Origin of the sequence: Burkholderia sp. MSMB1072 (assembly GCF_001524725.1) — a bacterium.
Classification (GTDB): domain Bacteria; phylum Pseudomonadota; class Gammaproteobacteria; order Burkholderiales; family Burkholderiaceae; genus Burkholderia.
The window spans coordinates 61075-83907 of sequence record NZ_LOYC01000017.1 but is presented as its reverse complement, the minus strand read 5'-3'; the positions used below and the strand labels follow the sequence as shown (position 1 = coordinate 83907).

The window sequence follows — 22833 nt, the reverse complement described above, 5'->3', positions numbered from 1 at the left end:
CGTTCTGGCGGAGCGGACGGGACTCGAACCCGCGACCCCCGGCGTGACAGGCCGGTATTCTAACCGACTGAACTACCGCTCCAGCTTTCTTACCCAACCTGCAGGACGTCGGTTACGTTCCTGCAAGCCTGCGACACTTCTACGAAACGCCGCTGAATTTGGCGTCCCCTAGGGGATTCGAACCCCTGTACTCACCGTGAAAGGGTGATGTCCTAGGCCTCTAGACGAAGGGGACAAAATCTTTTCAGATTCGTCTGACTTTCGCTATTTACTTTCATTCAACAGCGAAGGCCGAAATTCTAACTGCTTTGAATCATTTTGTGAAGCATTTATTACTACCGCCGCTTCGCAAATCAATCCAGCTTGTTCTGTTGGTGGAGGTAAGCGGGATCGAACCGCTGACCTCTTGCATGCCATGCAAGCGCTCTCCCAGCTGAGCTATACCCCCTTGCAGAACAGAAATGAGATTATATGGACCGATTTCGAACTTGTAAATACCCTTTTTACGATTCGCGCGAAATTTTTTGCGAAGCGGTCCGCTCGCTCATGCGCGGACCGCTTCGCGCGCGCCAACGTCAGCCCAGCGCGGCCTCGATGCGCGACACCACGACGTCGCGACCGAACAGCACGAGCACCGCGTCGATCGACGGCGTGTGCGTCGTGCCCGCCACCAGCAGACGCACCGGCATCGCGAGCTGCGGCATCTTCAGCTTGTGCGTGGCGAGCGTCGCCTTCAACGCGGCGGACACCGCTTCCTTCGTCCAGTCGGCCGCCTTCAGCGCGGCGACGAGATCGGCCAGCGCCGGCCGCACCGCATCGATCACGTGCTGCGCGAGCGCATCGGCGTCGGGCGCCGGCACGCGGTAGAACATCGTCGCGCCTTCCGCGATTTCCTTGACCGTCGTCGCACGATCCTTCATCAGGCCGACCACCGCGTCGAGCGCGGGGCCCGTCGCGATCGCCGCGTCGTCGATGCCGAGCGCGTCGAGGAACGGCTTCGCGAGTTCGGCGAGGCGTGCGTTGTCGGCTTCCTTGATGTAATGCGCGTTCAGCCAGCTCAGCTTGCTGTGGTCGTACTGCGCGGGCGACTTGCCGAGATGCTCGAGATCGAACCATTCGACGAACTGCTCGCGCGAGAAGATCTCGGCGTCGCCGTGCGACCAGCCGAGCCGCGCGAGATAGTTGACGACGGCCTCCGGCAGGAAGCCCGCGTCGCGGTACGCCATCACGCTCATCGCGCCATGCCGCTTGCTCATCTTCTCGCCCTGCTCGTTCAGCACGGTCGGCAAGTGCGCATAGACGGGCGGCTCGCCGCCGAGCGCATTCAGGATGTTGATCTGGCGCGGCGTGTTGTTCACGTGGTCGTCGCCACGGATCACGTGCGTGATGCCCATGTCCATGTCGTCCACCACCACGCAGAAGTTGTAGATCGGCGTGCCGTCCGGGCGCGCGATCACGAGGTCGTCGAGCTCCTCGTTCGAGATCTCGACACGCCCCTTCACAGCGTCGTCCCACACGACCGTGCCCGTCAGCGGATTGCGAAAGCGCAGCACCGGCTTCACGCCGGCCGGCGGCTCCGGCAGCACCTTGCCGGGCTCCGGACGCCACGTGCCGTCGTAGCGCGGCTTCAGGCCGGCTTCGCGCTGGCGTTCGCGCAGCGCGTCGAGTTCCTCGGCCGACATGTAGCACGGGTACGCGAGGCCCTTCTCGAGCATCTGCGCGAGCACTTCGCGATAGCGGTCCATCCGCTGCATCTGGTAGATCGGGCCTTCGTCGAAATCCAGCCCGAGCCATTGCATCCCCTCGAGGATCGCATCGACCGCTTCCTGCGACGAACGCTCGACGTCGGTATCCTCGATGCGCAGCACGAACGTGCCTTTCATCTTGCGGGCGAACGCCCACGGATAGAGTGCGGAGCGGATGTTGCCGAGGTGGATGAAGCCGGTGGGACTCGGCGCGAAGCGGGTACGGACAGGACGGGTCATAAACGGTAACTCGAACGCCTGGGGCGCATGAATGATTCGACGCGGGACGACGACGGCTGCCCCGACAGCAACGGAGCCGGCGACGCCCGGAACGGGAAAGAAGCCGGAATTATACCCGTGCCGGACATCGCGCCAAGCGCACCGCTTGCTTTATGATGTGCGCGCCGCGGCCGCCAGCCGGCCCGGCGCCGGCCGCACGGAACCCGCTGCGCGGCCGCTCGCAACCTATCGCCGCCGCGGGCCGTGTAACCCGCCGCCAAGCCGCCGGAGAACCATTCGATGTCGTCCCCTCGCCTGTCGCGCCGCCACTTCACGATCGCGTGCGCGTCCGCCAGCCTCGCCGCCTGCACGTCCTTCGGCGACAAGTCCCGCCCCGGCACGGCCCTGCCGCAGGAGAAGCCCGTCAAGATCGGCATCGCGCTCGGCGGCGGCGCCGCGCGCGGCTTCTCGCACATCGGCGTGCTGAAGGCGCTCGAGGCGCGCGGCATTCCGGTCGAAATCGTCGCCGGGACGAGCGCGGGCTCGGTGGTCGGCGCACTCTACGCGTCCGGCATGAGCGCGCTGCAGATCAACAAGATCGCGCTCGACATGGACCAGGCGTCGATCAGCGACTGGGCGCTGCCGTTTCGCTCGCGCGGCCTGCTGCAAGGCGTCGCGCTGCAGAACTTCCTGAACAAGACGCTCAACAACCGGCCGATCGAGAAGATGGCGAAGCCGCTCGGCATCGTCGCGACGGACCTGCAAAGCGGCCAGCCGATCCTGTTCCAGCAAGGCAATACCGGGCTCGCGGTACGCGCATCGTGCAGCGTGCCGTCGGTGTTCGAGCCGGTGAAGATCGGCAATCGCGAATATGTGGACGGCGGCCTGGTGAGCCCGGTGCCGGCGTCGTTCGCACGCAAGATGGGGGCGAGCTTCGTGATCGCGGTCGACATCTCGGCCCGGCCGGACGGCGCGGCGACCAACAATCCGATCGAGATGCTGCTGCAGACCTTCACGATCATGGGCCAGACGATCAAGACCTACGAGCTCGACAAGTATGCGGACGTCGTGATTCGCCCGAACCTCGCGGCGATGGGCGGCAGCGACTTCAACCAGCGCAACGCGGCGATCCTCGCGGGCGAGGAAGCGGTCGCGCGCATCATGCCGGAACTGCAGCGCAAGCTCGCGGCAGCGCGTGGCGTGGCCGCCGCCGCGTAAGCCGCAACATGCGGGAAGCGGCGGCACACACCGCTTCCCGATAGCCGGCGCAACGACTTGCGCCACGACGTCCGCGCCGGCCCCAAAAACAAAAAACCCCTGCCGCCTTTCGGTGACAGGGGTTTTTATTGTCCGGCCCGACTACCCGGCAAACGTCAGTTGTTGCCGTTCGCCGAATCGTCGCCGATCGTCGCGCGCACGCGCTGACGCAGGTCTTCGGGCTTCATCGGGAATTCCGATTCGATCCGGCGCGCGCCGGTGAAACGCTTTTCCCAGTAACCGCTGTCGAGATCGTCGACGCGGACGGTGCTGCCCGTCGACGGCGAATGCACGAACTTGTTGTCGCCGATATAGATGCCGACGTGCGAGAACGTGCGGCGCATCGTGTTGAAGAACACGAGATCGCCCGGCTTCAGGTTGCTCATGCTCACCTTCTCGCCGACGCGGCTCATTTCTTCCGCGCGACGCGGCAGCGACATGCCGAGCGTGTCCTGGAACACGTAGCGCACGAAACCGCTGCAGTCGAGGCCCGAATCCGGCGAGTTGCCGCCCCAGCGATACCGCACGCCGATCATGTTCAGCGCGCCGACCACCACGTCGCCCGCCTTGCCCGCCATGCCGGCAAGGAACGACTTCGCGCCGCCGCTCGACGGCTGTGCGCTGGCCTGCTGGAGGGAGGCACCCGACCCGAACTGAGTCGAATTGGTGGCATTCTGGTTAAAACTGCTGACTTCGTCGGCGAACGCGCCGGGAGCTGCTGCGAACAGGGCGCCGATGAATAGCCCGGCGATGGTGCGCGCGCATGCCTGGGTCAGGGATCGATGCTGCATTGGTCGATGGAATATGCTTAAAAATCAGCTGATTGGCGGAAAATTTCGGTCGATACTAGCCAGCGCGTAATCGTTTGTCAAAACAAATTAATAAATACAATCGAGATGGTCAGACCATTGGACGCCTATCACGCTTTCCAGACCGCTTTCAACAGCTTTTGTGTGTAAGGATGTGACGGTCTGGTGAAGATCTCGGACACCTCCCCCGACTCCACGACGGCGCCGTCCTGCATCACCGCGACGCGGTGCGCCATCGCGCCGATCACCTCCAGGTCGTGGCTGATGAACACATAGCCGAGGTTGTATTTCTGTTGCAAATTCGCGAGCAGCTTCAGCACCTGCTGCTGGATCGACACGTCGAGCGCCGACGTCGGCTCGTCGAGGATCAGGATGCGCGGCTCCAGCACGAGCGAGCGCGCGATCGCGATCCGCTGGCGCTGGCCGCCCGAGAATTCGTGCGGATAACGGTGCAGCACCGTACGGTCGAGGCCGACTTCGCGCAGCACCGCGAGCGACTTCGCGCGGCGTGCGTCGGGCGTCATATCCGGACGATGCAGCGCGAGCCCCTCGCCGACGATCCGCTCGATCGTGTGACGCGGCGAAAGCGAACTGAACGGATCCTGAAAGACCACCTGCATGTTCGAGCGCAGCGCGGCCTGTTCGCGGCCGCGATAGGTCGACAGCGCGCGCCCCTGGAATTCGATCTCGCCGCCGGCCGTTTTCTGCAGCCCGAGCAGCGCCATCGCGAGCGTCGATTTCCCCGATCCCGATTCGCCGACGATGCCGAGCGTTTCGCCCTGCCGCACCGACACCGACACGTCCGCGACGGCCGTCACCGGCACCGTGCCGAACCAGCCCGCGAAGCCCGGCCGCTTGCGCGCGAACCGTACGCTCACGTGGCGCGCGTCGAGCACGACGGGCGCGATCGGCATCACCGGCGTGACCGCGCGTTGCGGCCGACTGTTCAGCAGCCGCTGCGTATACGGATGCTCGGGCGCCGCGAAGATCCGCTCGACGGGCCCGCTCTCGACGAGCCGGCCGCGCTCCATCACCGCGACGCGCTGCGCGAAGTGCCGCACGAGATTCAGGTCGTGCGTGATCAGCAGGATCGACATCCCACGTTTTTCCGCTTCGTCGCGCTGCAACTCCAGCAGCAGGTCGACGATCTGCGCGCGGATCGTCACGTCGAGCGCGGTGGTCGGCTCGTCGGCCAGCAGCAGGCGCGGCCGGCACGCGAGCGCCATCGCGATCATCGCGCGCTGCCGCTGGCCGCCCGACAACTGATGCGGGTAGCTGTCGACGCGCTTCTCGGGCTCCGCGATGCCGGTGCGCGCGAGCAACGCGATCGCGCGCTTGCGGGCCTCCACCGCCGATACGCCGTCGTGCAGCACGATCGTTTCCCCGATCTGCACGCCGATCGTATACAGCGGGTTAAGCGCCGTCATCGGCTCCTGGAAGATCATCGCGATGTCCGAACCGCGCAGCCCGCGCATCTCGCGCTCGCTCTTGCTTGCCAGATCCTGCCCCGCGAAGCGGATCGCACCGCCGACTTCGGCATCGCGCAGCAACCGCAGGATCGACAACGCGGTCACGCTCTTGCCCGACCCCGACTCGCCGACGAGCGCGACCCGCTCGCCGCGCCCGATCGCGAGCGTCACGTCGTCGACGGCCACCGTGTCGCCGAAGCGCACGTGCAGATGCTCGAGCGACAGCAGCGGTTCGTCCGCGTTCGATACGACCGCATCGCTCATCGCTGGCCTCCCGCGGCGCGCATCGAATCGGCGATCCGCGTGTCGAGCGCGTTGCGCAGTGCATCGCCCATGAAGGTCAGCAGCAGCAGCGTCGCGACCAGCACGCCGAACGTCGACAGCGAGATCCACCACGCGTCGAGGTTGCCCTTGCCCTGCGCGAGCAGCTCGCCGAGGCTCGGCGTCGGCGGCGGCACGCCGAGCCCGAGGAAGTCGAGGCTCGTCAGCGCGAGGATCGAGCCGCTCATCCGGAACGGCAGGAACGTGATCACCGGCGTGAGACTGTTCGGCAGCACGTGGCGCCAGATAATCTGCCCGTTCGTGAGCCCCATCGCGCGGGCCGCGCGCACGTAGTCCTGCGTGCGGTTGCGCAGGAATTCCGCGCGCACGTAGTCGGCAAGGCCGATCCAGCCGAACAGCGACAGCAGCACGATCAGCAGCAGGAAGCTCGGCTCGAAGATCGACGCGAAGATGATCAGCAGGTACAGCTCGGGCAGCGAGCTCCAGATCTCGATCAGCCGCTGCCCGACGATGTCGATGCGCCCGCCGAAGAAGCCTTGCACGGCGCCCGCGGCGATGCCGAGCAGCGTGCCGATCACGGTCAGGATCAGCCCGAATTCGACCGACACGCGGAACCCGTACACGAGCCGCGCGAGCAGATCGCGGCCCTGCGCATCGGTGCCGAGCCAGTTCTCGCGCGACGGCGGCGCCGGGTTCGGCACGGTCGAGAAGTAGTTCAGCGTGTCGTAGTAGTAGCGATTCGGCGGGTAGACGACGAAGTTGCCGGGCGCCTCGAGCCGCTTGCGCACATACGGATCGAGATAGTCGGCCGGCGTCGGGAAATCGCCGCCGAAGGTCGTCTCCGGGTACGCATGGAACATCGGGAAATAGGTCTGGCCGTCGTAGCGCACGACGAGCGGCTTGTCGTTCGACCACAGCGGCGCCGCGAGGCTCGCGGCAAAGGCCACGACGAAGATCACGAAGCTCCAGTAGCCGAGGCGCTGCTGCCTGAAGCGCTGCCACACGCGACGGGCGGGCGACGGCGACACGCGCGCCCGCGCGGCGTCGATGCGGGAAGAAGCGACGGCCCGGTTCATCGCGCACCTCGCCCGCCGGCGCCGGGCATGCGAATGGCTCGTTTCATGTCAGCGCTCCAGGTTGTCGAATTGAATGCGCGGATCGACCCACACATAGCAAAGATCGGAAACCAGCTTGGTCGCGAGCCCGATCAGCGTGAACAGGTACAGCGTGCCGAGCACGACCGGGTAGTCGCGCCGCACGACCGACTCGTACGACAGCAGCCCGAGGCCGTCGAGCGAGAACAGCGTCTCGATCAGCAGGCTGCCCGTGAAGAACGCACCGATGAACGCGGCCGGGAAGCCGACGATCAGCGGCAGCATCGCATTGCGGAACACGTGCTTCCACAGCACGCTGCGCTCGGAGAGCCCCTTCGCGCGCGCGGTCAGCACGTATTGCCGGCGGATCTGGTCGAGGAACGCGTTCTTCGTGAGCATCGTGACGACCGCGAAGCTGCCGACGACCGACGCGGTGATCGGCAGCGCGATGTGCCACAGGTAGTCGAGCACCTTGCCGACGAGCGACAACTGCGCGAAGTTGTCCGACGTGAGGCCGCGCAGCGGAAAGAGCTGCCAGAACGAGCCGCCGCCGAACAGCACGAGCAGCAGCACGCCGAGCACGAAGCCCGGGATCGCATAGCCGACGAGCACGACGAGGCTCGTCGCGACGTCGAACGGCGAACCGTTGCGCACCGCCTTCGCGATGCCGAGCGGCACCGAGATCAGGTACGTGAGGAAGAACGTCCACAGCCCGATGCTGATCGACACGGGCAGCTTCTGCACGACCAGCGACCACACGCTCTGGTGGCGAAAATAGCTGTCGCCGAGATCGAAGCGTGCGAAGCGCTTCAGCATCAGCCAGTAGCGTTCGAGCGGCGGCTTGTCGAAACCGTACAGCGCCTTGAGCTGCGCGAGCTGCTGCGCGTCGACGCCGGTGTGCGCGCGCATCCCGAACGGCGTCGCGCCCTGTTCCGTCGCGCCCTTGCGCAACTCCTGCACGGCCTGCTCGACCGGGCCGCCCGGCACGAACTGGATCACCGCGAACGTGAGCGTCAGCACGCCGACGAGCGTCGGGATCATCAGCAGCAGGCGTTTGAGGATGTAGCTCCACATAGGGCGTCGACTCGTGATCGGGTGGCGGGGTTGGACGAAGGGCCGGCGCGGGTCAGTGATCGGGCTTCGCCCACCAGGTCGACACGACCCAGCCCTCGGCCGAATAGTACAGCGGCAGCGTCTGCGGATAGGCCAGTGTGCGCTTGTACGCGATGCGGTGCGTCGTGCTGTACCACTGCGGAACCGCGTAGTAGCCGTGCATCAGCACACGGTCGAGCGCGTGCGTCGCGTCGAGCAGTTCCTCGCGCGTCTGCGCGGTGCCGAGCGCATGCAGCAATGCGTCGACGGCCGGCGATTTCAGCCCGATGAAGTTGTCGGAGCCCGGCTCGTCGGCGAACTTGCTCGCGTAACGCGAGTATTGCTCGGCGCCCGGCACCTGCACGCCCGGCAGTCGGATCGTCGTCATGTCGTAGTCGAACGCATCGAGGCGCTTTTGCAGCAGCGCGTAATCGGCCGTGCGAAAGCGCACGTCGATGCCGAGCTTCGCGAGGTTGCGCCGGTAGGCGGTCACGACGCCTTCCATCGCGCCGCCCGCATCGTCGAGGATCTCGAACGCGAACGGCTCGCCCTTCGCATTGCGCAGCGCGCCGTCGCGGTAGGTCCAGCCGGCCTGTTCGAGCAGTGCGCGTGCCTTCAGCAGGTTCGCGCGCAGCGAGCCTGGCGGATTCGTGTCCGGCTGCGTGACCATCGGGCCGAACACGGCCGGATCGAGCTGCGCGCGCAGCGGCTCCAGCAGCTTCAGCTCGCCGGCGCCCGGCGTACCGGTCGCCTGCAGGTCGGTGTCGGCGAAATAGCTGTCGAGGCGCGTGTATGCGCTGTAGAACAACTGGCGGTTCAGCCATTCGAAGTCGAACGCGAGATCGAGCGCCTGGCGCACGCGCACGTCGCGGAACAGCGGCCGGCGCAGGTTCATGAAGAAGCCCTGCATGCCGGCGCCGTTATGTTGGCGGAATTCGCGCTTGACGAGCTCGCCGCTGTCGAAGCGCTTGCCGACGTCGCGCCGCGTCCAGTTGCGCGCGACGTACTCGACGAGCACGTCGTATTCGCCGGCCTTGAACGCCTCGAGCCGCGCTACGCCGTCGCCGTACAGCTTGTAGACGATCCGCTCGAAGTTGTTGGTGCCGATCCGTACCGGCAGATCGGCGCCCCAGTACGCGGGATTGCGCCGGTAGGTGATCGTGCGGCCGTTGTCGTAGCGCTCGATCAGGTACGGGCCGCTGCCGATCGGCTGCTCGAACGCGAGCTGGTCGAACGGGACGCGCGAGCCGTCCGCACGCAATCCCCACTTGCGCGAGAACACGGGCACGCCGCCGGCGATCAGCGGCAACTCGCGATTCGCGCTACGGAACTCGAACCGCACGGTCGCCGGATCGACGACGACGGCCTTCGCGATCTCCGCGAAATACGCGCCGAACTGCGGTGCGGCCTGCTTGCTCTTCAGCGTGTCGAACGAAAACTTGACGTCGTCGGCCGTGACGCGATCGCCGTTCGAGAAGCGCGCGCGCGGATTCAGGTGAAACGTGACCGAGCGGCGGTCCGGCGCGACGTCGATGTCGTCGGCCAGCAGCCCGTATGCGGACGCCGGTTCGTCGGAGCTGCCGGTCGCGAGGCTCTCGAACAGCATGTCGATTCCAGGTGCGGAGTTGCCGCGCATCGTGAACGGATTGAACTTGTCGAACGACGTCATCCGGTTCGGATTCGCGAGCACGAGCGTGCCGCCCTTCGGTGCGTCGGGGTTCACGTAGTCGAAATGCTTGAAGCCCGGCGGATACTTCGGCTCGCCGTACTGCGCAATGGCGTAGGCCGCGTGCGCGGACGGCGCGGCGAGCGCCGCGTGCAACGCCAGCACCGCGGCCGCGCGGCCGGCGGCCCGCAGCGCGCCGACGCAGGCGCGCGCGGCGGCGGTCCGGGGCGAACCCTTCGTCATAGAGGCCCTGTCGTCGAATGAGGGTAGTAACGTGGAGCGATTCTACCCATTCAATCCGTCGAGCCAAAAGAAAACCGCCACACGGGCGGTTTTCTCGCGAACAACTGTCGCGCACGCGGCACGCATGCGCGACCGGTCGTCGATCAGCGCCAGCCGTTGTGGCGGCCGTGATCCCAGTGGCCGCGATCGCCGCCCCAGCCGCGCCCATGGTGGCGATACCACTCGTCGCGGCCCCAGTAGCGGCGGCCGTCCCAGTAGCGGTCGCCGTGCCAGCCGATCACGATCGCCGGCGCCGGCGCGTACACGGGCGCCGGTGCATAGACAGGCGCCGGCTGATAGACGACCGGCGGAGGCGGCGGCGCATACACGGGCGCGGGCGCGACGTAGACCGGTGCCGGCACGCCGACGTTGATCCCGACATTGACTCCCGCCATTGCTGCGCCCGACACGAGCAAGGCCGTCATACCGGTCAGGAGCGAGGCAACACGCAAAGTCTTCATGGATTCCTCTTCTGGTTGTGTCATGTGTGATTCGACTATAACGGCAAGCGCCGTCCCCGCATATTTCAAGTTTGTAAGAACTGATGCGCGGCATCGCAACGGGAAGCCGGCGCTAACGTCTTGTAACAATCGACGCCGATTTGGCCGCCGAGCCCGCGCGCATCGAGTCGAGCTCGCTCCGCAGCTTCGGGGTAGTCAAGATCTTCTTCCAGCCCGGCGGCGATATCCGCAGCCGTCATCCGCCCGTGTCGAACCGGAAGCCGAATCGCGCAACCGTTTCGATCCGCGCGGAAAACGCATGCGCGGCCAGCTTGCGCCGCAACCGGACGACCAGCGCATTGACCGTTTCGGGTTCGATGTCGGCATCGCCCCACGCGTAACGCAGCACGGCGTCGCGCCCGACCGGCCGCCCTGCTTCGCGCAGCAGGCATTCGATCACGCGAAATTCCCGTGCGCTGAGCGCGAGCCGCCGGCCACGCTCGTCGAGTGCGCGCGTCGCCGTGTCGAGCCGGATCGATTCACGCATCGCGACGATGCCCGCGCGGCGCCACAGCGCGTGCAACCGCTCGTGCAATTCGACGAACGAGCACGGATGGGCGAGGCATACGTCGCAGCCTGCCTTGAGGATCTGCGCACGCTCGGCGGACGTCGTGCCGGCGACGATCGCGGCAATCGTCGCGCTGCCGGCCGACGCGGCGAGCGGCGGCAATCCGTCGAGAATCGCCGGCACGGCGGCACCGTCGGTCGCAACGATCACGATCGCGTCGAACCGCTCCTGCGTCGCCGCGAAACAGCCGTCGCGCCAGTCGCCGATGCGCTCGACGCCGTGCATGCTCTCTCGAAACGCCTTGTCGAGCCGCAACGCGTCCGGCGTCGGCGGCGCAATCAGCAGGATGCGCATGGATCGGCCCCCTCCCGCGTCACGCGAGCGAACGCGGCCAGCATTCGACCGTGATCGCCGCACCGGCCGGCTGGGCATCGCCGATCCGCAACGCGAAACCGTGCACGCGCATCACCGCCGACACGATGCTCAACCCGAGCCCCGAGCCGTTCACATGGCGCGTGCGCTCGCCGCGATAGAAGCGTTCGAGCACCGCGCTGCGCTCGCCGGGCGCAATGCCCGGCCCGGTGTCCTCGAACCGGACGAGCGGGCCATGCGGTGTCGTCTGGAGCACGACGCGCACGCGGCCGCCCGGCGGCGTGAACTTGATCGCGTTGTCCGCGAGATTGCTGAACGCCTCGAACAGCAACGCACGATCGCCATGGATGCCGTCGACCGCGGCCGCATCGAGCTCGAACGACACGTCGACGGCCTCGGCCAGCGGCTCGTAAAGTTCGCACACATCGCGCAGCAACGCCGCGACGTCGACCGCGGCAAAACCACCGCGCCGGCTCAGCGTCCCGATCTCGGAGATGCGCAGCATCGCGCGAAAACGTTCGAGCAGGCGGTCGGTTTCGTCGCGCGCCGACGCCAGCAGCGCCGCCGACGCGGGATCGTGTGCGCAGAACGGCTGGTCGGCGAGCCGCGCCAGCATCGTATGCACGCGTGCGAGCGGCGTGCGCAGGTCGTGCGCGATCCCGTCGCAGGTATGCCGCACCTCGCCCATCAACCGCTCGACTTCGTCGAGCATGTGATTCACGAGATGCGCGAGCAGATCGAGTTCGTCGTAGCGGCCGACCGGCAGCCGCTTGCCGAGATCGCCTTCGGCGATCTGTCGCGTGACGCGCCGGATCGCGGCGACACGGCGCATCTGCCGCATGCCGAGCATGCTGCCGCCCGCGATGCCCGCAATCAGGATCATCACGCCGCCGACCACGAGCCCGCGGATCGCGACGTCGCGGATCTGGATGAAGTGCGACAGGTCGCGCGCAACGACCAACGTCATCCCGTTGTCGCGGCGCACGGCCATCGCGCGCGCGATCGGCGCCGATTGGCCGTCGAGCAGCGCGAGCGTGCGGTCCAGCGTACGGCCGTGGCGATCCGTGCGCAGCGTGGGCGGCGTCGCGATGTCGCCGGCCACGCGGCGCCCGTTCGCATCGAACAGCCCGTAGAAATTCGTATGCATGTGCTCGTGCTCGAGCCGCCGATGGATCGCAAGCGGCAGCGCGGCATCGGGAATCGAATCGAAATAGATCAGTTGCCACGCGAGCACCTCGTCGGTATCGCTTGTCATCGTGTGCGTCGCGGCCACGCTGATCACGCCCGCGAGCAGCAGCAGCGACACCGAAAAGATCGCCGCGTACGCGCACAGCCAGCGAAACGTCGTCGTATGCCAGCGGCGCGTGAAGTTCGCCGCGCGGGCTGCGTCCATTCGCGCCTCCGTCAAGCGAGCATGTAGCCCGACCCGCGCACCGTCTGAATCATCGGGTCCGCGCCGGGCGGGTCGATCTTCTTGCGCAACCGGCCCATGTGAACGTCGATCAGATTGGTACCGGGATCGAAGTGATAGCCCCACACGGCCTCGAACAGCATCGTGCGCGTGATCGTCTGGCCCGCGTTGCGCATCATGAATTCGAGCACGCGGAACTCGGTCGGCAGCAGCGGAATCTCGTCGGCGCCGCGGCGCGCGCAGCGCGAAATGAGGTCGAGCTCGAGCGCGCCGACCTTCAGCAGCGTCTGCTGCGGCACGCCCGATGCCTGCCGGCGACGCAGCAGCACTTCGATGCGCGCGCTCAGTTCGCCGGAATCGAACGGCTTCGTCAGGTAATCGTCGCCGCCCGCGCGCAATCCGCGGATGCGCTCGTCGACGTCGCCCAGCGCGCTCAGCATCAGCACCGGCGTATCGATGCCGACCGTGCGCATCGCGGTCACGATCGCGAGACCGTCCGCGCCCGGCAGCATCCGGTCGAGCGTGATCGCGTCGTACGACGCGCTCATCGCACGCATCATCCCTTCGCGGCCGTTGTCGATCCAGTCGACCTCGAACCCGCGTGCGGTCAGTTCGCCGACGATTTCGTTCGCGGTCACCGCATCGTCCTCGACCGTCAGTACTCGCATGGTTGCCCTCGCCATCAATTTCAAGACGGGCGCGCACGATGCGCCCCGCCACTATCGTAAGCGCTGCGGTCGCCGTGCGACGTCAGATGAAAATAGCTTCATCCTGCATCGCACCGCGCGCGCATGAAACATGTTTCATCCGTGCGTCGGCCGCCCTGCGACCGGATCCGCCTACGCTGACCTCATGCGGCATCGGGCCGCGAAACCAGGAGCCATCGGATGAAACTGTCGACCACCGTCGCCTGCATGCTGCTCGCATGCGCCAGCACCGCCGCGTTCGCGGGGCCGCACCTCACTCCGCAGGAATGCAACGCGTACCCGTTCGTGCACACGGGTCGCGGCGTCACGCGTGCGGACCTCGTGCGTGAGCTGACCGAGCTCGAACAGGTCGGCTACGATCCCGCCCATGCGAGCCCGTACTACCCCGACGATCTCGACGGCGCGAAGCATCGGCTCGCCGCCGAGTACCGCGCCGACTGCACGCATGCGCTGACGGCCGACGCGGGCGCGCGGCACTGACTGCACCGTCCGGCGCAACGCAACAGCCGGAAAAACAAAAAGGCGGCACGTACGTGCCGCCTTTGTTTCGCGAATCCGCACGGATATGGATCCGCCGCGCCACGCTGCCGCTCAACGCGACATCATGTTCATGCTGACGTTGTGCATCACCCAAAGCGTGCCGACGATCAGGATCGCCGCGGTCAGCACCGTATAGCTGAACGCCATCACATTCCAGCGCTGGCCCGACGAGCCGTTCATGTGCAGGAAGTACACGAGGTGCACGACGATCTGCACGAACGCGAGCACGGCCAGCCCGACCAGCGACGCATGCGGCGACAGCACGCCGCCCATCACGAGGCCGAACGACGCGGCCGTGAGCAGCACCGACAGGATGAAACCGGCGACGTAGCCGCCGACACTGCCGTGCCCTTCTTCGAGTTGAGACGAATGCGAATGGGCCATTTAGATCACGCTCGCGAGATAGACAAAGGAAAACACGCAGATCCACACGATGTCGAGGAAGTGCCAGAACAGGCTCAGGCACGTCAGGCGTCGCAGGTCGCGATCGGTCAGGTCGCCGCCGCGCGATACGATCTGCGCGGCCAGCACGATCATCCACAAGAGGCCGGCCGTCACGTGCAGCCCGTGCGTGCCGACCAGCGTGAAGAACGCCGATAGGAACGCGCTGCGCTGCGGGCCGGCGCCCTCCGCGATCAGGTGCGAGAACTCGCGCAGTTCCATCGCGAGAAACGCCGCGCCGAGCACGAACGTCACCGCGAGCCACGCGAGCAGCGCACCGCGCCGCTGCTTGTACGCCGCCAGCATCGCGAAACCGTACGTGATGCTCGACAGCAGCAGCGCGGCGGTTTCGACCGCCACACCCGGAATGTCGAACAGCTCTTTCGCGGTCTGCCCGCCCGCGTACTGGTGGCCGAGCACCGCGAACGTCGCGAACAGCGCCGCGAAGATCACGCAGTCGGTCATCAGGTACAGCCAGAAACCGAACACCGAATGCGACGGCGGATGGTCGTCGTGCTCGAGCAGGGTTGCGCTCAAGGTTTTCTGCAACATCAGTTGGCCTCCAGTTCCACGTCGTCGACGCGCGCAGCCGGGCGCTTCGTCGGCTGCTTGTCTTCGGTCTTGCGCACCGTCGACGCAGGGATGTAATAGCCGTCGTTATCGCGCGAGCTGTAGATCACGAGCGTCGCGACGATCCCGACGAGCCCGCCGATCGCCATCCACCAGATGTGCCATACCAGCGCGAAGCCGAGCACCAGGCTGAAGATCGCGATCACGAGGCCCGCACAGGTATTCGACGGCATGTGGATGTCGCGAATCGCCGCCGGGTTCGGCCGGCCTTCGCCGCGCGCCTTCATGTCGGCATACGCGTCGAGCGTGCGCACCTGCGGGATCACCGCGAAGTTGTAGTCGGCCGGCGGCGACGAGGTCGCCCACTCCAGCGTACGACCGCCCCACGGGTCGCCCGTCGTGTCGCGGTACTCGGGCAGATGGCGGTTGCGGATGCTGACCACCAGTTGCAGCAGCTGGCACGCGATGCCGATCGCGATCAGCACGGCGCCGAACGCGGCAACCAGCAGCCACGGATGCCACGCCGGATTGTCGTAGTGGTTCAGGCGGCGCGTCATGCCCATGAAGCCGAGTACGTAGAGCGGCACGAACGCGACGTAGAAGCCGACCTGCCAGAACCAGAACGCGGCCTTGCCGAGCTTCTCGTTCAGCTTGAAGCCGAACGCCTTCGGGAACCAGTAGTTGAAGCCCGCGAGATAGCCGAACAACACACCGCCGATGATCACGTTGTGGAAGTGCGCGATCAGGAACAGGCTGTTGTGCAGCACGAAGTCCGCGCCGGGAATCGCCATCATCACGCCGGTCATGCCGCCGAGCGTGAACGTGACCATGAAGCCGATCGTCCACAGCACGGGCGTCGTGAATTCGATCCGGCCGCGGTACATCGTGAACAGCCAGTTGAACACCTTCACGCCGGTCGGAATCGCGATGATCATCGTCATGATCCCGAAGAACGCATTCACGTTCGCGCCCGAGCCCATCGTGAAGAAGTGATGCAGCCACACGAGGAACGACAGCACCATGATCGCGCAGGTCGCGTACACCATCGTCTTGTAGCCGAACAGCGGCTTCTTCGCGAACGTCGCGATGACTTCCGAGAAGATCCCGAACGCCGGCAGGATCAGGATGTATACCTCCGGATGACCCCATGCCCAGATCAGGTTCAGATACAGCATCGCGTTGCCGCCGGCGTCGTTCGTGAAGAAGTGCATGCCGAGGTAACGATCGAGGCCGAGCAGCGCGAGCGTCGCGGTCAGGATCGGGAACGACGCCATGATCAGCACGTTCGTGCAGAGGGCCGTCCACGTGAACACCGGCATCTTCATCAGCGTCATGCCGGGCGCGCGCATCTTGATGATCGTCACGAAGAAATTCACGCCGGTCAGCAGCGTGCCGACGCCGGAGATCTGCAGCGCCCACAGGTAATAGTCGACCCCTACCCCCGGACTGAACTGCAGCTCCGACAGCGGCGGGTACGCGAGCCAGCCCGTCTGCGCGAACTCGCCGATCACGAGCGACACGTTGATCAGGATCGCGCTGACCGCCGTCATCCAGAACGACAGCGAGTTGATGAACGGGAACGCGACGTCGCGTGCACCGATCTGCAGCGGCACGACCAGGTTCATCAGGCCGACCATGAACACCATCGCCATGAAGAAGATCATGATCACGCCGTGTGCCGTGAAGATCTGATCATAGTGGTGCGGCGGCAGGTAGCCGGGCGCGTTGTACGCGAGCGCGAGCTGCATGCGCATCATGATCGCGTCGGCGAAGCCGCGCAGCAGCATGATCAGCGCGACGATGATGTACATCACGCCGAGTCTCTTGTGGTCGACCGTGGTCAGCCATTCCGTCCACAGCCATTTCCATCGGCCGGTGATCGTCAGCGCAGCGAGAATGCCCAGCACGACCAGCCCCATGAAGGCGCCGGCCCCCATGATGATGGGCTGATCGAACGGGATCGCCGAAAGTGTGAGTTTGCCGAACATGCGTTACCCCTTCGTGCCGCAGGCGGCGTCCTTCAGGTCGAGGACGTGGCCATCGTTGTATTTCGCGATGATGTTGTGGAAGAGCCGCGGGTCGACCGACGAGAAATAGCGCACCGGCGCCTTCTCGCTCGGCTGCGCGACGCCGCCGTACATCGTCGCGTCGAGCCGGTCCGGCGACGCCTTCACCTTCTGCACCCACGCATCGAACTGCTCGCGCGGCTCGGCGAGCGTGCGGAACTTCATGTCGGAAAAACCGCGGCCGCTGAAGTTGGCGGACGTGCCCGCGTAGTTGCCGGGCTCGTCGGCGATCAGGTGAAGGCGCGTCTGCATGCCGGCCATCGCGTAGACCTGGCCGCCGAGCTGCGGGATGAAGAACGAATTCATCACCGAATCCGACGTGATGCGGAAGTTCACCGGCGTGCCGACCGGAATCGCGAGCTGGTTCACCGACGCGATGCCGAGTTCCGGATAGATGAACAGCCACTTCCAGTCGAGCGCGACCACCTCGACGTCGATCGGCTTCACCGCCGATTCGAGCGGCTTGTACGGATCGAGCTCGTGCGTGGTCTTCCACGTGAGCACGCCGAGGAACAGGATGATCAGCGTCGGCACCGTCCAGATCACGACCTCGATCGCGGTCGAGTGCGACCAGTTCGGCGCGTAGGTGGCACTGCGATTGGACGCGCGATAACGCCACGCGAACCACAGCGTGAGCAGGATCACCGGCACCACGACGATCAGCATCGCCCACGTCGAGGTGGCGATCAGCGCCTTTTCGGCGGCGCCGACGCTTCCTTTCGGATTTAGTACATCTAAATTACAACCTGACAGGCTCAACGCCGCGCCGCTTGACATCAGCGCCGTCCAGCCCCTTGAAACGCTTCTTTTCATCACACCGCCCGAGGGTCATTGAATCCGTTTGCGTATGCCCGATGCGCATTCGATTCACGAAATTGGCCGAATCATACGTCGCGCGGGTGCGATGAAAAACCGGTGCATGCGGCAAATCATCATTGCAAAATCTGCCGTGAGTCACATTGTCGCGGGGCAATTTCACGCAGCCGGGAGCGAGCCCGGCACGCCCCCGTGCCGGGCCTCGATCGATGCGTGCGCAACGATGCTCGCCGCGCGATGCGGCCCGCTCGAGCGGCGCGGCTCGGTGCGCCGCGATCAGTCGTGCGTCGATGCCATGTACGACGGCAGCGCCTGCGCGGGGCCGTCCCCTGCCGGCACTTTCGAACGGCTCGCTTCCTGGATCAGCTTGCCGACGGTCGGATCGATCGCATCGGTGAAGGGCTTCGGATCGATGCCGACTGCCAGCACGATCAGTGCGAGCGACGCGAACATCACGATCTCGCGACGATTCAAGTCGGCGAGCTTCGCGATCCGCTGGCTCGATACCTTGCCGAAAACCACGCGCTTGAGCATCCATAGCGTGTACGACGCGCTGAGGATCAGCGTGAGCGCCGCGATCGCGCCGATCCAGAAGTTGAAGCGGATCGCGCCCATGATCACCATGAACTCGCCGACGAACCCCGACGTGCCCGGCAGGCCGACGTTGGCCATCGCGAACAGCAGCGTGAAGGTCGCGAAACGCGGCATCACGCCCGCCACGCCGCCGTACGCCGCGATCTCACGCTGCCGGGTGCGATCCACGAGCACGTTCACGCACAACAGCATCGCGCCCGCCACGAAGCCGTACGACACGAGCTGCACGATCGCGCCTTCGACGCCGATCCGGTTGAACAGGAACAGCCCGAGCGTGACGATCCCCATGTGCGCGACCGTCGAATACGCGAGCAGCTTGCCGAGATCGGTCTGCGCGAGTGCGATCAGGCTCGCGTAGACGATCGCGAACAGCGACAGCGCGATCACGGCCGGCGCGAAGAAGTGGCTCGCGTCGGGCGTGATCGGCAGCGCGAAGCGCAGGAATCCGTAACCGCCGAGCTTGAGCATCGCGAGCATCAGCGCGGCGCCGGTCGGACCGTCCGTGTACACGTCGCTCAGCCACGTGTGGACCGGCCACATCGGCACCTTGACCGCGAACGCGGCGAAGAAACCGAGGAACACCAGCAACTGCGGCGCGAAGCCGAGCTGCAGCGTGCGCCACACGGCCATGTCGAACGTATGCGACTGCGCATACAGGTACAGCATCGCCATCAGCAGCAACAGCGAGCCGGCGAACGAGATGAAGAAGAACTTCACGGCCGCATACACGCGGCGCTCGCGCCCCCACGTGCCGATCAGCAGATACAGCGGGATCAGCGTCGCCTCGAAGAAGATGAAGAACAGGAGCCCGTCCTGCGCGACGAACACGCCGACCATCAGCCCCGACAGGATCAGGAACGACGCGTAGTACTGCGCGACGCGCACCGTGACCGACTCCCACGACGCCACCACCACCACGAGCGTCGTGAACGCAGTCAGCACGACGAGCCACAGCGATGCCCCGTCGATGCCGACCCGCCATCCGGCATTGAACGCCGCCAGCCAGTCGCGTCTTTCGACGAACTGCATCGTCGCCGAATGCGCGTCGAAGCCGGCAATCAGCGGGACGACGGCCGCAAGCCCGGCAATCGCGCCGACCAGCGCGATCAGTCGTATCCGGTGTGAATGCCGGTCGGAACCGGCGCGCAGCAATCCCGCGCCGAACAGTATCGGAACCCAGATGGCCAGGCTCAGGAAGGGAAAATCATGCATGTCAACAAGGCCTTGAGGAGGTCGCGCGTTGCATCGGGGACAGGCGCGACGAAAGGAACGAAATCAAATCGACAGGTAGATTTCGTGAATCGCCAATGTTGGCTAAATGTAAAGCGGCATCACTGGAAAACTTGATGTCACTCAAACGCGATCGGGTTAACCAGCATAAGACGATTGATTATTTTCTGCAGCGCAGCAGAGCGTTATTTTTTGGTGCCGGCGTAGTTCTCTGATTTTTATGAGTAATTTTCCGTATTGCTCGATGCACTACGCGACGCATATCGACGCGGCGCCGCATTTTTGACGTCAACCGATCATTTCAAAGGGTTGGAACGACATGACTGACGTTCCGCGGCGCAGCGGTCGCTTCGCCTTCTCCGTCTTACATGGATACTTTCATTTTTATTTCAATCTATTTCGCGTAGCGCAAGCCAGGCAAAGCGTTGCCCTCGCCTGCCGGTTTCACGTGGCCCGCCCCGCTAACGCCGATATCTCGCGCAATTCCCTACGCGCAGGGTCATCGCACGATAGTGATCGCGCGGTGAGGGAGCCGTCGACCATTGCATGCCGATAGACCCGGGTTAGCCGGACAAAGTCGTTCGCGGACGATTCCCACGTCATATCCCTACGCGTCACCTGCTCCATTCTCCTGAAAGATTTTCTTTCAGCTTGGACAAGATGTTCTCGATTGTCGACGGGCCGGACGGTGGGCATAGTTCCTCGCTCGCCGTGCAGATCGCAGCAAAGCCGGCTCGACCGGTGGCTTCGGTACGTTCGCTGCGTTCCTTCGTTCCCCGGCCAGCGGTCGGGATCGTCCTTGCCGGCGAGCACGCGGTCGATCGGTGAGCGACCTCCGCATACCGGATTCTCCCGTCACGCGCCAACGGCGAATGCTAGCCAGAGACTGTCCCATGAAAATCTATCGCTGCCTTCCTCTCATCTTGTTGACCCTGGCGAGCACTCGGCTCGCCGAAGCCGCCGATCGGGCACCCGCGGCCAAGGACACCGTCGTCTTGCAACGCGTTCCCGTCCCGGGATCGGATCACGAGATGGGCATGGGCATTGCCGAGTTTCCCCCGAACGCCTCGAAGCCGCGGCACAAGGCGACTGGGCCCGAGGTTGCATACGTGCTGTCTGGCGAGGTCACGGTGCAGGTCGACGGTCAACCCACGCGGGTCGTTCACGCGGGCGAGAGTTATCGGATGCCGGCTGGTGTCGTCCACGTGACGACTGCCGGGCCGGCAGGGGCGAAGGTTCTTGCCACGTGGGCCTGGATACCCGGCAAGCCGTTCAACATCCGTGTGCCGGACTAGCAGGCGCCGATCGACGGCGGCAACCTGTCCGCTGCGTCGAGGCGGGTTCGCGAAATTCGGCGAGCCTCAAGCTGAAAAAGAAAAAGCCCCGCAAGTCCGAGAACTTGCGGGGCTTTGTCACCGCTTTTGGCGGAGACGGAGGGATTCGAACCCTCGATCCAGGTTTTGGCCCAGATGCTCCCTTAGCAGGGGAGTGCCTTCGACCTCTCGGCCACGTCTCCCAAACTTTCGCTCGCACCAGGGAGGCAGTGCGACGAGAACGAGATAATAAAGGGTTTCGAACCGTACGTCAATTTCCATGATGCATTTTCTTCAATGCATCACGAAAAATTCACGATGCCTGGTCGAGTTCGAATACCTTGTGCAGCGCGCGGACGGCCAGCTCCATATATTTCTCGTCGATCAGCACCGAAATCTTGATTTCGGACGTCGAGATCATCTGGATGTTGATGCCCTCTTCCGACAGCGTGCGGAACATCTTGCTCGCGACGCCCACGTGCGAACGCATGCCGACGCCGACGACCGACACCTTCGACACCTTCGGGTCGCCCTGCACGCGCTCGGCGCTCACATGGCCCTGCACCTGGTTGGTGAGGATGTCCATCGCCTTCTGGTAGTCGCCGCGGCCGACCGTGAACGTGAAGTCGGTCTTGCCTTCGACGCTCTGGTTCTGAATGATCATGTCGACGTCGACGTTCGCATCGGCCACCGGGCCGAGGATCTGATATGCGATACCCGGCTTGTCGGGCACGCCCATCACCGCAATGCGTGCTTCGTCGCGCTGGAACGCGATGCCGGAAATGACTGCCTTTTCCATGGTCTCGTCTTCTTCAAAAGTAATCAGGGTGCCCGAGCGCATTTCTTCGTCGAGCGCAATCAGCGGATCGGTCAGGCTCGACAGCACACGCGTCTTCACCTGGTATTTGCCGGCGAATTCGACCGAGCGGATCTGCAGGACCTTCGAGCCGAGGCTCGCCATTTCCAGCATCTCCTCGAACGTGACGCGATCGAGGCGGCGCGCCTCTTCGACGACACGCGGATCGGTCGTGTAGACGCCGTCGACGTCGGTATAGATCAGGCACTCTTCGGCACCCAGCGCAGCCGCCACCGCCACCGCCGACGTATCCGAGCCGCCACGGCCCAGCGTCGTGATGTGACCGTCCGGGTCGACGCCCTGGAAACCCGTGATGATCACGACCTTGCCGGCGTTCAGATCGTCCTTCACGCGCTCGTCGTCGATCGAGTGAATGCGTGCTTTCGTAAATGCGCTGTCGGTCTTGATCGGCACTTGCCAGCCGGCATAGCTCACGGCCTCGACGCCGATTTCCTGCAGCGCGATCGACAGCAGGCCGACGCTGACCTGCTCGCCGGTCGACGCGATCATGTCGAGCTCACGCGGGCTCGGCTGGCTCGAAATCTCTTTCGCAAGACCGAGCAGACGGTTGGTTTCGCCGGACATCGCCGAAGGCACGACCACCATCTGGTGCCCGGCTTGATGCCATTTTGCGACGCGTTTCGCGACGTTCTTGATGCGCTCGACCGAGCCCATCGAAGTGCCGCCGTATTTGTGTACGATGAGTGCCATTGTCGTTCTGAACTGGAGGAGAAACCGCACGGGCGCGCTGGGCAGGCCGCGGAGCCGTTCGGTCACGCGGCTTGTGGCTGTGGACGGACGACGAGGGGGACGGCTGGGACGCAACACGCAAGCGTGACGGATTTTGCCCGGAAGGCCGATCAGGCCGCGCAAACCGGGTACGTCACGCGGAAAACCTGCACAAAACGCTCAAAAATCGAGCCGAGCAAACGACCGAGCGTACCCGATAGAAGCCCGCTTGACAAGCCGCGCGCCGTGTCGGCGGCCGTTCCGG

Annotated in this window: 19 protein-coding genes, 4 tRNA genes and 1 pseudogene; 4 read left to right on the top strand and 20 right to left on the bottom strand. The window is 65.1% G+C overall.

What is annotated here, in order from left to right:
• Nucleotides 1-5: 5 nt before the first annotated feature.
• The 4 genes from WS89_RS08950 to gltX form a co-directional block, all read right to left on the bottom strand.
• A tRNA-Asp gene (locus WS89_RS08950) sits at nt 6-82 on the bottom strand.
• A gap of 77 nt (nt 83-159) precedes the next feature.
• Nucleotides 160-235 (bottom strand) — tRNA-Glu (locus WS89_RS08945).
• A gap of 137 nt (nt 236-372) precedes the next feature.
• A tRNA-Ala gene (locus WS89_RS08940) sits at nt 373-448 on the bottom strand.
• A 127-nt stretch (nt 449-575) separates the two neighbouring features.
• Entirely contained in the window at nt 576-1985 is a 1410-nt protein-coding gene (gene gltX, locus WS89_RS08935; protein ID WP_059790540.1) for a glutamate--tRNA ligase, read from the bottom strand.
• Nucleotides 1986-2264: 279 nt separating this feature from the next.
• Here gltX and WS89_RS08930 point away from each other — a divergent pair, with 279 nt between their 5' ends.
• Nucleotides 2265-3182: a patatin-like phospholipase family protein gene (locus WS89_RS08930; RefSeq protein WP_059790538.1), complete on the top strand. Its 918-nt coding sequence runs from the start codon at nt 2265-2267 to the stop codon at nt 3180-3182.
• 155 nt (nt 3183-3337) lie between these two features.
• On the opposite strand, the gene WS89_RS08925 is transcribed toward WS89_RS08930, so the two are convergent.
• The 9 genes from WS89_RS08925 to WS89_RS08885 all read right to left on the bottom strand — a co-directional run bounded on the left by WS89_RS08925 (nt 3338) and on the right by WS89_RS08885 (nt 13374).
• The gene (locus WS89_RS08925; protein WP_059790537.1) at nt 3338-4012 is read right to left on the bottom strand and encodes a C40 family peptidase; all 675 of its coding nucleotides are present in this window, start codon (nt 4010-4012) and stop codon (nt 3338-3340) included.
• Between the two features lie 128 nt (nt 4013-4140).
• Nucleotides 4141-5763: an ABC transporter ATP-binding protein gene (locus tag WS89_RS08920; RefSeq protein ID WP_059790531.1), complete on the bottom strand. Its 1623-nt coding sequence runs from the start codon at nt 5761-5763 to the stop codon at nt 4141-4143.
• Complete coding sequence (locus WS89_RS08915; protein WP_059505839.1) at nt 5760-6857, bottom strand: ABC transporter permease; 1098 nt, start codon at nt 6855-6857, stop codon at nt 5760-5762. Before WS89_RS08915 ends, WS89_RS08920 begins: the two co-directional genes overlap by 4 nt.
• Before the next feature lie 48 nt (nt 6858-6905).
• Nucleotides 6906-7949, bottom strand: a complete 1044-nt coding sequence (locus WS89_RS08910) for a microcin C ABC transporter permease YejB (protein ID WP_034207700.1) — start codon at nt 7947-7949, stop codon at nt 6906-6908.
• A gap of 52 nt (nt 7950-8001) precedes the next feature.
• Nucleotides 8002-9876 carry an extracellular solute-binding protein gene (locus WS89_RS08905; protein WP_059505837.1) on the bottom strand — a complete coding sequence of 625 codons (1875 nt, stop codon included), beginning with the start codon at nt 9874-9876 and terminating at the stop codon, nt 8002-8004.
• Nucleotides 9877-10019: 143 nt separating this feature from the next.
• Nucleotides 10020-10376 (bottom strand): hypothetical protein, encoded by a 357-nt coding sequence (locus WS89_RS08900; protein ID WP_027808916.1) that lies wholly within the window; start codon nt 10374-10376, stop codon nt 10020-10022.
• Nucleotides 10377-10611: 235 nt separating this feature from the next.
• Complete coding sequence (locus WS89_RS08895) at nt 10612-11277, bottom strand: response regulator transcription factor (RefSeq protein ID WP_059790529.1); 666 nt, start codon at nt 11275-11277, stop codon at nt 10612-10614.
• A gap of 19 nt (nt 11278-11296) precedes the next feature.
• Nucleotides 11297-12688 (bottom strand): sensor histidine kinase, encoded by a 1392-nt coding sequence (locus tag WS89_RS08890; protein ID WP_059790526.1) that lies wholly within the window; start codon nt 12686-12688, stop codon nt 11297-11299.
• Between the two features lie 11 nt (nt 12689-12699).
• Entirely contained in the window at nt 12700-13374 is a 675-nt protein-coding gene (locus WS89_RS08885; protein ID WP_059505831.1) for a response regulator transcription factor, read from the bottom strand.
• Between the two features lie 219 nt (nt 13375-13593).
• Here WS89_RS08885 and WS89_RS08880 point away from each other — a divergent pair, with 219 nt between their 5' ends.
• Nucleotides 13594-13893 (top strand): DUF4148 domain-containing protein, encoded by a 300-nt coding sequence (locus WS89_RS08880; RefSeq protein WP_059790524.1) that lies wholly within the window; start codon nt 13594-13596, stop codon nt 13891-13893.
• 111 nt (nt 13894-14004) lie between these two features.
• On the opposite strand, the gene cyoD is transcribed toward WS89_RS08880, so the two are convergent.
• From cyoD to WS89_RS08850, 5 genes are all read right to left on the bottom strand, one after another.
• Complete coding sequence (gene cyoD, locus WS89_RS08875; RefSeq protein WP_034207706.1) at nt 14005-14337, bottom strand: cytochrome o ubiquinol oxidase subunit IV; 333 nt, start codon at nt 14335-14337, stop codon at nt 14005-14007.
• Nucleotides 14338-14946 (bottom strand): cytochrome o ubiquinol oxidase subunit III, encoded by a 609-nt coding sequence (gene cyoC / locus WS89_RS08870; RefSeq protein WP_059505830.1) that lies wholly within the window; start codon nt 14944-14946, stop codon nt 14338-14340.
• Nucleotides 14946-16952: a cytochrome o ubiquinol oxidase subunit I gene (gene cyoB / locus WS89_RS08865; protein ID WP_034207707.1), complete on the bottom strand. Its 2007-nt coding sequence runs from the start codon at nt 16950-16952 to the stop codon at nt 14946-14948. Before cyoB ends, cyoC begins: the two co-directional genes overlap by 1 nt.
• 3 nt (nt 16953-16955) lie before the next feature.
• Nucleotides 16956-17843 (bottom strand): ubiquinol oxidase subunit II, encoded by an 888-nt coding sequence (gene cyoA / locus WS89_RS08860; protein ID WP_034207708.1) that lies wholly within the window; start codon nt 17841-17843, stop codon nt 16956-16958.
• A gap of 279 nt (nt 17844-18122) precedes the next feature.
• Nucleotides 18123-19652 (bottom strand): complex I subunit 4 family protein, encoded by a 1530-nt coding sequence (locus tag WS89_RS08850; protein WP_059505824.1) that lies wholly within the window; start codon nt 19650-19652, stop codon nt 18123-18125.
• Between the two features lie 911 nt (nt 19653-20563).
• Here WS89_RS08850 and WS89_RS08845 point away from each other — a divergent pair.
• Complete coding sequence (locus tag WS89_RS08845; protein ID WP_059506093.1) at nt 20564-20965, top strand: cupin domain-containing protein; 402 nt, start codon at nt 20564-20566, stop codon at nt 20963-20965.
• A 127-nt stretch (nt 20966-21092) separates the two neighbouring features.
• On the opposite strand, the gene WS89_RS08840 is transcribed toward WS89_RS08845, so the two are convergent.
• Both WS89_RS08840 and WS89_RS08835 read right to left on the bottom strand, forming a co-directional pair.
• A tRNA-Ser gene (locus WS89_RS08840) sits at nt 21093-21186 on the bottom strand.
• 110 nt (nt 21187-21296) lie between these two features.
• A complete protein-coding gene (locus tag WS89_RS08835; RefSeq protein WP_011549493.1) occupies nt 21297-22550 on the bottom strand; it encodes an aspartate kinase in 1254 nt (417 codons plus the stop codon).
• Between WS89_RS08835 and WS89_RS34985 the strand changes: the two are divergent.
• Nucleotides 22533-22770: pseudogene (locus tag WS89_RS34985) on the top strand (hypothetical protein); the annotation flags it as partial. The gene WS89_RS08835 and the pseudogene WS89_RS34985 sit on opposite strands and share 18 nt — an antisense overlap.
• Between the last annotated feature and the right edge of the window lie 63 nt (nt 22771-22833).